Source organism: Actinomyces timonensis DSM 23838, assembly GCF_000295095.1.
GTDB classification, from domain to species: Bacteria; Actinomycetota; Actinomycetes; order Actinomycetales; family Actinomycetaceae; genus Actinomyces; species Actinomyces timonensis.
Window position 1 is genome coordinate 118,592 of the sequence record NZ_JH806632.1, and the last position, 11,791, is coordinate 130,382.

9 protein-coding genes and 1 pseudogene are annotated in these 11,791 nt (G+C 71.2%); 3 read left to right on the plus strand and 7 right to left on the minus strand.

All coding sequences use genetic code 11. The annotated features are described in order from the left end of the window. Positions 1–10: 10 nt before the first annotated feature. Positions 11–817 (plus strand): ABC transporter ATP-binding protein, encoded by an 807-nt coding sequence (locus A1QA_RS0100510; protein ID WP_017176980.1) that lies wholly within the window; start codon positions 11–13, stop codon positions 815–817. Between the two features lie 327 nt (positions 818–1,144). Here A1QA_RS0100510 and truB read toward each other — a convergent pair whose 3' ends face one another. Together truB and rbfA are read right to left on the minus strand one after the other, a co-directional pair. Then, entirely contained in the window at positions 1,145–2,242 is a 1,098-nt protein-coding gene (gene truB / locus A1QA_RS0100515; RefSeq protein WP_017176981.1) for a tRNA pseudouridine(55) synthase TruB, read from the minus strand. Further along, positions 2,239–2,784 carry a 30S ribosome-binding factor RbfA gene (gene rbfA / locus A1QA_RS0100520; protein ID WP_017176982.1) on the minus strand — a complete coding sequence of 182 codons (546 nt, stop codon included), beginning with the start codon at positions 2,782–2,784 and terminating at the stop codon, positions 2,239–2,241. Before rbfA ends, truB begins: the two co-directional genes overlap by 4 nt. Before the next feature lie 151 nt (positions 2,785–2,935). On the opposite strand from rbfA, the gene rarD reads away from it, so the two are divergent. Beyond that, complete coding sequence (rarD, locus tag A1QA_RS0100525) at positions 2,936–3,877, plus strand: EamA family transporter RarD (protein ID WP_017176983.1); 942 nt, start codon at positions 2,936–2,938, stop codon at positions 3,875–3,877. On the opposite strand, the gene A1QA_RS0100530 is transcribed toward rarD, so the two are convergent. From A1QA_RS0100530 to A1QA_RS0100545, 4 genes and pseudogenes are all read right to left on the minus strand, one after another. Then, positions 3,851–4,681, minus strand: a complete 831-nt coding sequence (locus tag A1QA_RS0100530) for a slipin family protein (protein WP_017176984.1) — start codon at positions 4,679–4,681, stop codon at positions 3,851–3,853. The genes rarD and A1QA_RS0100530 overlap by 27 nt on opposite strands. A 176-nt stretch (positions 4,682–4,857) precedes the next feature. Then, positions 4,858–5,406, minus strand: a pseudogene (locus A1QA_RS12880) (hypothetical protein); the annotation flags it as partial. Then, entirely contained in the window at positions 5,406–7,748 is a 2,343-nt protein-coding gene (locus A1QA_RS0100540) for a nitric-oxide reductase large subunit (RefSeq protein WP_026048556.1), read from the minus strand. The pseudogene A1QA_RS12880 and the gene A1QA_RS0100540, both read right to left, overlap by 1 nt. Positions 7,749–7,979: 231 nt before the next feature. Continuing rightward, positions 7,980–9,230, minus strand: a complete 1,251-nt coding sequence (locus A1QA_RS0100545; protein ID WP_244266040.1) for an MFS transporter — start codon at positions 9,228–9,230, stop codon at positions 7,980–7,982. A 125-nt stretch (positions 9,231–9,355) separates the two neighbouring features. Between A1QA_RS0100545 and A1QA_RS0100550 the strand changes: the two genes are divergently transcribed. Then, a complete protein-coding gene (locus A1QA_RS0100550; RefSeq protein WP_244266041.1) occupies positions 9,356–9,697 on the plus strand; it encodes an ArsR/SmtB family transcription factor in 342 nt (113 codons plus the stop codon). Positions 9,698–9,796: 99 nt separating this feature from the next. On the opposite strand, the gene infB is transcribed toward A1QA_RS0100550, so the two are convergent. Next, positions 9,797–11,791: translation initiation factor IF-2 (infB, locus tag A1QA_RS12885; protein WP_017176988.1), on the minus strand; the 1,995-nt coding region annotated here is incomplete at its 5' end.

Genomic DNA, 11,791 nt, shown 5'->3' on the forward strand with positions numbered 1-11,791 from the left:
AGATCGACCAATGAGCATCTCAGGCATCCCCGTGCGCTCCCCGCGCCGCCGCACCACCACCAACCCGGCCCTGCGCGCCACCGGCCTGACGAAGGCCTACCAGCGCGCCCCGGTCCTCGACGGGCTGGACCTGGAGATCCCCGCGGGCCAGTTCGTCGCCATCATGGGCCCGTCGGGGTCGGGCAAATCAACCCTGCTGCACTGCCTGAGCGGAATGGACCGCCCCACCGGCGGGACCGTCGAGCTCGCTCACTCCGGCGGTGTCGTCGACCTGACGGCGCTGCGGGAGAAGCAGTTGGCCGACCTCCGCCTGGAGCACATGGGCTTCGTCTTCCAGCAGCCGCACCTCCTCGCCACCCTGTGCCTGCTGGACAACATCGTCCTGCCCGGGTTCCTCGCCGGCAAGAGGCCCCGCAGCGAGGTGGTGGAGCGGGCGGAGGCCCTCATGAGGACCATGGGAATCGCCGATCAGGCCCGCAGCGACATCACCGAGGTCTCCGGCGGGCAGCTGCAGCGGGCGGGGATCTGCCGGGCGCTCATCAACGAGCCCGCCGTGGTCTTCGCCGATGAGCCCACGGGGGCACTCAACTCCAGCACCGCCGCCCAGATCCTCGACCTGCTCGGCCAGATCCACGCCGCGGGGACGACGCTCGTGGTGGTCACACACGACGCGCACGTGGCGGCGCGCGCCAGCCGCGTCCTCGTGCTCGTCGATGGCGCCATCGAGGAGGACCTCGCGCTGGGCGACTACGACGAGTCGCGCGCCGCCGAGCGCCTCGACGAGGTCTCCCGGGCCCTTCAGCGCCAAGCGGTCTGAGCGCGGCGGCGCCAGCGGTCCCGCGGTGGCGGCTGTGTGGGGATCAGTGGCCCGAGCAGTGCCCCTGACCTCCGCAGCCGCAGCCCCCGCCCGAACCGGCTCGCGCGGTGCCCGCGGCACGGAGACCCAGGAGATTGCCGGACTTGCGCCCGGGGACGATGCCATCGGGGCTCACGTCCGCGGTGGGCGCCGGGACCGTGGGCTGGACCACCTGGGGCGCCGGGGCGCGATCGGCCTGGGCCTGGCCGGACTGCTCGCCGGAGCCGCCGCAGCCGCATCCTCCGCAACCGCATCCACTCATCATCGTTCTCCGTTCCCCGGGGGTCCTCAGGCTGGTGACAGGACGAGCACCGGTCGTGCCCGCCCTCCCTTGCGGGTCAACAGTGCCACGAGGATGCCGTCGGGATCGAACCCGGCGACGACGCCGCGGCCCTCGTCCCCACCATCGGCGGCGTGCCCGTCATCGGCGCTTCTCGATGCTGTGACTGCCTTGGCGGTCACGGAGCGCTCGGGCGCGGCTCCCGCGCGGGCCAGGGCGTCGGAGGGCAGGCCCTGCCCGTATCGGATCGCGCGGGCCTCGTCATGGCTGAGCTCCAGGGCGGGGAAGCAGCGCCGGGCGGCCTCGGCCAGGGGCAGCGTCCGCAGTCCCGACGGCGGATCGTCATTAGCGCCAGACTCCACCTCGGCGCTGGCCTCGGCGAGCCCGCGCGCCTCGTCCACGTCGAAGGGCCCGACGCTGGTGCGCCGCAGGGCGGTCAGGTGCGCGCCGCAGCCCAGGGCCTCGCCCAGATCTCGCGCGAGGGCGCGGATGTAGGTGCCCGAGGAGCAGGACACGCGCAGGTCGAGGTCGACGACGGGCACGTCCTCGCCCGCGGGGCCAGCGGTGGTGGCGGGCCGGGGCGCGCCGAGGAGGTCGATGGCGTGGATGATCACCGGGCGGGCCGCCGGGACGACGTCCTCGCCGTCGCGCACGCGCTTGTAGGAGCGCACGCCGTCGATCTTGATGGCGGAGACGGCACTGGGGACCTGCATGATCGCACCCGTCAGGCGGGCCAGCGCGGCGTCGAGCCGCCCCTGGAAAGCGGCCCGCTCGTCCTGCCCCGACGGCGCCGGGCAGCCCCGCCAGGCGGTGGGCTCCCCCTCGGCGTCCTCGGTGATCGTCTCCTGGCCCAGGCGGACGGTGGCCTCGTAGGTCTTGTCCGCGCCCACGAGGTGGGTGAGGAAGCGGGTCGCCCGGCCGACGCCGAGGATGAGCAGGCCCGTCGCCATGGGATCGAGGGTGCCGGCGTGGCCGACCTTGCGGGTGGCGCCCATGCGCCGCGCGGCGGCGACGACGTCGTGGCTCGTCACCCCGGCGGGCTTGTCGATGAGGAGGAGTCCGTCGTCGGCGGTGACCGCGCCGCGGGCGGCCTGGGGGCGGCTCACCGCTCGGCCGCGCCCGGCGCCCCGGCGCTCCCGGAGGCGGGCCCGCTGGCGGCGTCCTGGGTGGGAGCAGCGCCGTCGACCGGCTCCTCAGCGGGGTCCTCATCGGGATCGTCGGCCGGCTCCTCGTCGTCGTGCCGGTAGGGGTCTGCGTCCCCGGCGTAGGAGGCGCCCTGGGCGGCGCGGGCGATCCGCTCGTCGTCGACGCGGGCCTGGGCGAGGGCGTCCTCGATGGACTTGGCCGTCGTCGGCAGGGCGTCGAGCTGGAAGGCGATGGTGGGGGTCAGGCGGATGCCGAGCGCGCGGCCCACCTCGGAGCGGATGAGCCCGGTGGCAGAGCGCAGGGCGGCGGCGGTGTCCTTGCGCTCCTCGTCGGAGCCGTAGACGGTGTAGAAGACGGTGGCCTGCTGCAAGTCGCCGGTGACGCGGACGTCGGTGATGGTGATGAAGCCCAGGCGGGGGTCCTTGATACGGCCCTGGAGGAGGCGGGCCACGGTCTCGTGGATACGGTCGGCGACCTTGCGGGCGCGGGCGGAGTCGGCCATGGGGCTCTCCTTCATCCGGCATGCGGATTCACACGGCATGCGGGTCGGTGCGGGGCGGTGAGACGTCCGGGCGGCGCGCCCGGCGCGCCGATAGTATCGGGCCCGCCTCCCACAGGCACGAAAGCCAGGTCGACCACGCCATGAGCACGCTATGAGCACTTCCCCCACCCGCTCCCCCGCCCCGGCAACGACCGGCCTGGCCATGGTGCTCGGCTGCTACGTGCTGTGGGGCATGTTCCCGCTGTACTTCCACCTGCTTGCCGCCGCCGGCAGCCTGGAGATCATCGGCCACCGGATCCTGTGGACCCTTGCCACCTGCCTCATCGCGGTGGCGCTCATGCGCCGCTGGGGGCGGCTGCGCGCCGCGCTGACCACGCCCCGGCTGCTCCGATCGCTCGTCGTCTCGGGCATCATCGTCACCCTCAACTGGCTCATCTACGTCTACGGGGTCAACTCGGGGCGCACGGCGGACGCGGCACTGGGATACTTCATCAACCCGCTCGTCACCGTCGCGCTGGCCGCCCTCTTCCTCGGGGAGCGCCTGCGCCGGATCCAGCTCGCCGCGCTGGGGCTGGCCTCCCTCGGCGTGCTCGTGCTCGTCGTCGCCCAGGGAACGCTGCCGTGGGTGAGCCTCGGCCTGGCGGGGACCTTCGGGCTCTACGGCCTGGCGAAGAAGCGCTCCGGGGCGCATGTGGACGCCCTCACGGGGCTCACCGTGGAGTCCCTGGCGGTGGCGCCGCTGGCGGTGGCCTACCTGGGCTGCCTCGCCGCCCAGGGCCAGACGGTGTTCCAGGGCCCGCAGGGCTCGCCGGGCATCGGGCTGCTGCTCCTGACGGCGGGGCCGGTGACCGCCGTGCCCCTCCTGCTCTTCGCCGCTGGCGCCCGGCGGGTGGCCCTCACCACGATCGGCATGGTGCAGTACCTCGGGCCGATCCTCCAGTTCCTCCTGGCCTGGCTGGTGTTCCACGAGGAGATCACGACGGCGCGATGGGCGGCCATGGTGCTCGTGTGGGCGGCGGTGGCCGTGTTCATCGTCGACCTGGTGCGCCAGGTCTCGCGGCGCCCCTCAGGCCGGGGAGGGCGGCAGGGCTGAGCCGCCGCCGTCCTCGCTCGCCTGCTCGCCGGGCGCGGCGGAGCCCGCGGAGGTGTACCGGTCCAGGAGCGGGCCGATGAGGTCCATGGGCAGGGGGAAGACGACGGTCGAGTTCTGGTCGGCGCCCAGCTCGAGGAGGGTCTGGAGGTAGCGAAGCTGGAGCGAGGCCGGCGAGCGCGAGAGCGTGTCCGCGGCCTGGCGCAGCTCCTCGGAGGCCTGGAGCTCGCCGCGGGCGCTGATGACCTTGGCCCGCCGCTCCCGCTCGGCCTCCGCGCCCCGGGCCATCGCGCGCTGCATCTGCTCGGGGATCTCCACGTCCTTGATCTCGACGACGCTCACGTCCACGCCCCAGGGGCGGGTCTGGCCCTCGATGATGTCGCGCAGGTCGGCGTTGAGGGCGGAGCGGTGCGCCAGGACCGTGTCGAGGTCGACGCGCCCGAGCACGGAGCGCAGGGTGGTCTGGGCGATCTGGGAGGTGGCGATCGCGTAGTTCTCCACCTCCATGACGGCCTTGACCGGGTCGGTCACGTTGAACAGGACGACGGCGTTGACCCTGGCGGGCACGTTGTCCTCCGTGATCACCTCCTGGGGAGGGATCGTCAGGGTCACCACGCGCGTGTCCACCTTCTGCATCCGCTCCACGAGGGGGATGACGAGATGCAGCCCCGGCTCGTAGACGGGGCGCAGGCGCCCCAGGCGGAAGACGATGCCCCGCTCGTACTGGGAGACGGTCTTGAGCGACAGGATGAGGAGCAGGGCGAGGAGGATGATCGCGGAGAGCGCGGCGAGCATCGGGGTGGTCATGCGGTGGTGTCCTTCCTGGTGCGCAGGCGGGACCAGCCCGCCGTGGTGAGGCTTCCGGTGCCGAAGCCCATCGAAACCCCCGGAGTGGCCCCCGTGTCAGCCCCCGCGCCAATCCCAGGACCGGTGCTCGGGGCGGCCCCCTTGCCGGTCCCGGCCCCGGGGATCGTGGCGGCCAGCTCCTCGGCGCCGATATGGGGCAGGTGCTCGGGAGCGCCGTCGGGGGCGGACCACAGGTGGCGGGCGAGCGGGTAGGAGCCCGCCGCCATGATGGCCAGCGCCGTCCCCAGGACGATGAGGTCGCCGGGACGGTGGAGGATCAGCGTCATGCTCAGGCACAGGAAGGTCCCGGCCATGGCGATGACGAGCGCCAGGCCCCGGTGGAAGCGCCCGGCCTCGGAGTAGGGCCAGGGGTCGACGGGCCTGGTGATCTCCCGGGGACCGGGGGTGGGCGAGCAGGTGCTCTTCGCCGGGCAGCGCCCGCAGATCGCGTGCGCGCCCTCATAGCGGATGACCCGCTTGTCCGGGTCGAAGGCCGTCGGCCACAGCCATTGGTCCTCGTGGCAGCGCCAGCCGTCGACGTCGTCGTGGTAGATGAAGTCCGCGTGCCTCCAGTTCAGGGAGCGCCGGGCGCTGCGCGAGCCGAGGACGTCCACGGCCCACGCCACGCCCAGCATGATGAGCGCGTAGGCGGCCACGAGCCAGGCGCTCACGTCGGGCGGGGCCATCAGTCGCTCAGCTCCGCGCGCTCTCCGCGCCATGACTGGCGGCGAGTGTCGAGCTCCTCGTAGAGGGCGTCCTCCTCGAAGGAGTCCACGGTGCGGCCCTGGCGCCAGTGCCGCGCCCCGAGGAAGGCGATGGAGAGGTAGGGCAGGGCGCCGCCGAGGATGAAGATGAGATCGCCGGGCATGCGCCCCCACTCGATGATCGTGTTGACCGTGTCGGTGATGTAGGTGAGCTGGCGGGCCTCGTAGTAGCCGGTGCCCACCGAGTAGCGCAGCTGGAGGATGCCCAATGGCAGGAGGGTGGCGAAGCACATCCAGGCCAGCCCCACGTTGAGGCTCCAGAAGGAGATCTTCGCCAGGCGCTCGGGCCATTTCTCCTTCGGGATGAGGTAGCGCAGGGCGAACATGCCCAGACCCAGGGCCATGAATCCGTAGACGCCCATCATGGAGGCGTGGGCGTGGTTGGCGGTCAGCGCGGTGCCGATCTCGTAGTAGGAGACGATCGGCAGGTTGACGAGGAAGCCGAAGACGCCCGCGCCCAGGAAGTTCCAGAAGCCGACGGCGACGAGGAACATGACGGCCCAGCGGTGCGGGAAGGGCTTGGCGTCCTTGCCGTGGCGGTTGGCGCCCAGCTGCATGAAGGCCCAGGCCTCCACGGTGAGGAAGGTCAGCGGGATGACCTCGGCGGCGGAGAAGAAGGCCCCCAGCGCCATGTGCTCCACGGGCGTGCCCGAGAAGTACAGGTGGTGCATCGTGCCGATGACCCCGCCGGCGGAGTAGAGGATGATGTCCATGAAGATGATGCCCAGGGCGATCCGCTCGCGCACGACGCCCAGGAGCACGAAGACGTAGGCGACCATGACCGTGGTGAACAGCTCGAGGAAGTCCTCGACCCACAGGTGGACCACCCAGAAGCGCCAGAACTCGGCGACGGTGACATGGGTGTTGGTGCGGGCCATCATGCCGACGGCGTAGAAGGCCGGGATGGCCAGGGCCGCGAACATGAACAGCCAGGGCATGTTGGCCACGTGCTCGTTGCGCAGCCGCCCCCGCATGGAGCGCCAGATGATGGCCACCCAGACGAAGAGGGCCGCGGTGAGCAGCACCTGGAAGACGAAGGGCAGGTCGAGGTACTCCCACTGCTGGGCGAACAGCGGTCCCTTGGCCCAGCTCACCCCGTGCTGGCTGGCGGCCTCGGCCAGGCAGGACCCGACGACGACGGCCGCGGCGGCCACGAGCAGGATCCAGACGAGCACGTGCTGCCGCTTGGGCTCCCGCCGGGCGATGAAGGGGGCGAGGAAGAGCCCCGCGCCGAGCAGTCCGAGGGCCGTCCAGAACAGGGAGAGCTGGACGTGCCAGGTGCGGGCGAGCGAGAAGGGGATGTAGCGGCCCATGTCGAATCCGAAGAAGCTGAGCACGTCCGCCCGGTAGTGCTCGGCCAGGGAGCCCACGAGGGTCTGGACGAGGAAGAGGGCCGCGATGGTGAGGATGAACCAGGCGATGACCCTCTGCGATCTGGTCAGGCCCACCTCGCCGGGCTGGCGGAAGGACAGGGCGGGCGCCTCCTCGGAGCGCCAGCCGATCCTGCGGCTCCAGCGCCCGTAGATGGCGAACATGATACCGGTCCCGCCGATGAGGACGATGAGGGAGAGCACCGACCAGATCATGAGGTCGCCCGTGGGCGAGTTGCCCACCCGCGACTCCGCGGGCCAGTTGTTGGTGTACGAGTAGTCGTGCCCGGGGCGCTCGGCCGCTGAGGCCCAGGCCGTCCAGCCGATGAAGGCGGTCACCTGGCGCACCTGGGCGGGGTCGGTGATGAGGTCGGGTTTGAGGCCGTTGGCGGCGGCGTCGGGGCCGAACATGGCGGTGTAGTGCTCCACGGCCTGCTCGTAGGCGGTCACCTGCTCGGGAGTCCACACGAGCTCGCCACTGGCGGCGTCGTAGCGGTTGGCTCGCAGCATGGCCTTGGCGGCGGTCGCGGGATCGCCGTTGCCCTCACCGGCCAGCTGGGCGCTCACCGAGTCGGCCTCCATGCGCAGGTACTCGGCGGTGAAGTCCGGGCCGAGGTAGCCGCCATGCCCGACGATGGAGCCGTACTCCATGAGCCCGCGCGACTGGAAGAGCTGCTGGCCGGCGGTGATGTCCTCGGTGGTGAAGACGACGGAGCCGTCCTCGGCCACGACCCTGCTGGGCTGGGGCATGGAGTTGGTGTACGTGCGGTAGGCCAGCAGGCCCATGACGGTGAAGCCGAAGAGCATGACCAGGGCGACGCCCTGGATCCAGCCCTTCCCGATGATCCGGGCGCGGCGCGCGCCCGTCCCTTCGCTGCTCATGGGAGACGACATGGCGGACCTCCAGAGAGAAGTAGGCGGGGCGGCACGACAGGCCGTCACCTCGACTTCCCCAGAATGTCACGGCTCCAGGCGTGACAATACTGGTTTCACGCAAGAGCGCTCAATCAGCGCCACAAAGCACCTCCCACGTGCGCCGTCTCCTCGCCGTCGACTTCGTCCCTTTGATGCTGACTTCGGTGGGTAAGGGTACGAACTCGGCGGCAAAGGGACGAACTCGCGGCGCTACTCTCTCCGGAACGCGCCGGCGAGGGCGTAGATCGCCAGGGAGGCGGCGTAGGCGGCGACGGCGAACATCGCCACTCCGCTGTAGCCGGGGAAGCGGGTGAGCAGCGGACCCCCGACCGCGCCGCCGATCGTCGTGCCGGCGTACATCGCCGCGTTCGCCAGCGAGGAGACTGTGCCGCGCGCCGCCGTCGTATGGCTCTGGAGCTGCGCCATGAGCACGGGGAACAGGGCGCCGCCGACGAGCATCGCGCCGAACACGATGAGCGCTCCCGCCCACAGGGAGGACACGAACGAGGACAGGCCGTAGACGATCGCCATCGCCACGATGCCGCCGACGTGGAAGGGGCGCGCCCCCACGCGGGCCACGAGGCGGGAGCCATTGAGCGAGCCGATCGCATTGCCCAGCCCGATGACGACCATCGCCCAGCCGATCATGTTCTGGGTGGCGCCGAAGTCCCGCGCGAACCAGGTGCCCACGAAGGACAGCGCAGTGAAATTGCCGAGCTGGAAGACCAGGTAGGCGATAAGCGACAGGACGAGGACACGCGAGCGCACGACATGCGCGTAGGCGCCGAACAGCCTGCTCTCGCTTGTCGGCGAGGGCGGGACGCTGGGGAACCGCGCCGCGAGCAGGGCCCAGAGCAGCGCGCTGGCGACGGCGATCGCGAAGAAGGGCAGGCGCCACCCCTGGGCGGACAGGAACGAGCCCAGGGGAATCCCGGCCACCTGCGCCACGGCGAGCCCGGCCGTGGCATAGCCCATCGTGCGGACCACCGAGGCGGGCGCGACCACCATGGGGATCGACGCCCAGATCTGAGGGGTCACGAAGGCAGCCGCTACCCCGGCCAGGAGCCTCATGAGGAACAAGGACCAGAAACCCCAGGCGGCGCCGCAGGCCGCGGTGAAAATGGTGAAGGCCACGACGCCCGACAGCAGGACGCGGCGCCTGTCCGCGCGATCGGACAGCGGACCGGCCAGGAGCGCGAAGAGCGCGTAGCCGAGCGAGTAGGCCGAGACCAGCCATCCTGAGCGGGCGACATCGACGCCGAGCTCGCGCTGGAGAAGAGGCAGGAGCGGGGCGACGAGGAGAGTGTCGGTCCCGATGACGAACAGGGTCGCGAAGGAGACGAGCCCCACCGAGCGCTCACTCGCCCGCGCTCCCCCATCGGCGCCGGAGTGCCGCTCGCTCCCCGGGCCCCTGAGCGCCTCTCTAGCGGTCCCTTGAGAGTCATTCGCTCGTCGATTCATGGGTCATCGCCTTCCACAGTCGTTTAGTTCGATGTTCGACGAATTACGACTATACTCGGAGGCCGCCCTCGGTCAAGGTGCCCGGCCAACGGGCGTCGTAGGATGCGGAAGGAGTGATGAGGCCGATGGAAGGGGATCGGATGGCCAGGGAGTCGCTGCGGCACCCCTCAGCCGAGCAGATCAGCCTCGATCGCGTCCTCGGGGCGCTGTCGGACCCGATCCGCCGCGACATCCTCACCCAGATCGCCCGCTCCGGCCCGCAGTTCTGCGGGGATCTGGACTACGACGTCGCGAAGTCCACGATGTCCTACCACTTCAAGGTCCTGCGCGAGTCCGGGCTCATGCACACCGAGGCCCTGGGCAAGCGCCGGCGCATCACCCGCCGTGACGCTGTCATCGAGAGGCGCTTCCCCGGCCTGCTCGACGCCGTCGGCCTGCCCGCGGGCGAGGGCCAGTGGGAGGACTGAGCCCGCGTCGCCTCCTTCCCCTCCCGATACTCCCCCGGGCGCGAACGGCGGCGGCCGGCCACTCGAGGGTGACCGGCCGCCGTCGTCGGTGAGAGGCGCTCAGGAACGGGGCTTCTCGCGCATCTCCCAGGTCTCGATGACGTCGCCCTCGGCGATGTCCTTGAAGCCCAGGTTGATACCGCACTCGTAGCCCTCGCGGACCTCGGTGACGTCGTCCTTCTCGCGGCGCAGGGTCTCGACGGTGAGGTCACCGCCGACGACCACGCCGTCGCGCACCAGGCGGGCCTTGGTGCCGCGCTTGATGGTGCCGGAGCGGACGATCGACCCAGCGATCGAGCCGAACTTCGAGGAGTGGAAGACCTGGCGGATCTCGGCCGTGCCGAGCTCGACCTCCTCGTAGATGGGCTTGAGCATGCCCTTCATGGCTGCCTCGACGTCCTCGATCGCGTTGTAGATGACCGAGTAGAACTTCATGTCGACGCCCTCGCGGTCGGCCAGCTCCGCCACGCGCTCGGCGGGGCGGACGTTGAAGCCGATGATGACGGCCGAGTCGACCGTCGCGAGGTTGACATCGTTCTGCGTGATCGCGCCGACGCCGCGGTGGATGACGCGCAGGGCGACCTCCTCGCCCACGTCGATCTTGAGCAGCGAGTCCTCCAGGGCCTCGACGGCGCCCGAGCTGTCACCCTTGAGGATGAGGTTGAGGGTGTCGACCTTGCCGGCCTTGAGGACGTCGGAGAGGTTCTCAAGGGACACGCGCTTGCGGCGCTTGGCCAGGAGGGCGGCGCGCTCGGCGGCCTCGCGCTTGTCGGCAATCTGCCGGGCGGTGCGGTCGTCGGGGGCGACGATGAAGGAGTCACCGGCGCTGGGCACGCTGGTCAGGCCCAGGACGAGGGCCGGGCGGGCGGGCCCGACCTCGTCGAGGTTGTCCCCGTGCTCGTTGAACATGGCGCGCACGCGCCCGTAGGACGAGCCGGCGACGATCGGGTCCCCGACGCGCAGGGTGCCCTGCTGGACGAGCACCGTGGTGACGGCGCCGCGGCCCTTGTCGAGCTTGGCCTCGACCGTCACGCCGCGCGCGTCCGAGCTCGGGTTGGCGCGCAGGTCCAGGGCCGCGTCAGCGGTGAGGACCACGGCCTCGAGGAGCTCGTCGATGTGGAGGCGCTGCTTGGCGGAGATGTCGACGAACATCGTGTCGCCGCCGTACTCCTCGGGCACAAGACCGTACTCGGTGAGCTGGCCGCGGATCTTGTCCGGGTTGGCGCCCTCCTTGTCGATCTTGTTGACGGCCACCACGATCGGCACGTTCGCGGCCTGGGCGTGGTTGAGAGCCTCAACGGTCTGCGGCATGACGCCGTCATCCGCGGCGACGACGAGGATCGCGATGTCCGTGACCTCGGCGCCGCGGGCGCGCATGGCCGTGAAGGCCTCGTGACCGGGGGTGTCGATGAAGGTGATCGGACGGGTCTCGTCGTTGACGGGGACGTGGACCTGGTAGGCGCCGATGGACTGCGTGATGCCGCCGGCCTCGTCCGCCACGACATCCGTGGAGCGGATGGCGTCCAGGAGCTTGGTCTTGCCGTGGTCGACGTGGCCCATGACGGTGACCACGGGCGGGCGGGGCGCCATGTCCTCGTCGTCCCAGGCGGCCTCCTCGGCCTCCAGGTCGATGTCGAAGGAGCCCAGGAGCTCGCGGTCCTCGTCCTCCGGGGAGACGATCTGGACGTCGTAGCCGAGCTCGGCGCCCAGCAGGCCGAAGGTGTCCTCGTCGAGGGACTGGGTGGCCGTGGCCATCTCCCCCAGGTGGAACAGGACGGTGACGAGGGCCGCCGGGTTGGCGTTGATCTTCTCGGCGAGGTCGGTCAGCGTGGCGCCCTGGCGCACGCGCACGACGGTGGAGCCGTCGCCGCGGGGGACGATGACGCCGCCGAGCGACGGCGCGCTCTGCTGCTCGAACTCCTGGCGCTTGGCCCGCTTGGACTTGCGCCCGCGGGGAGCGCCGCCGCCGCGCCCGAAGGCGCCCTGCGTGGAGCCGCGGCCGCCGCGGCCCCCACGGGGACCGCCGCCGCCGAAGCCGCCACCACCGCCGGGACG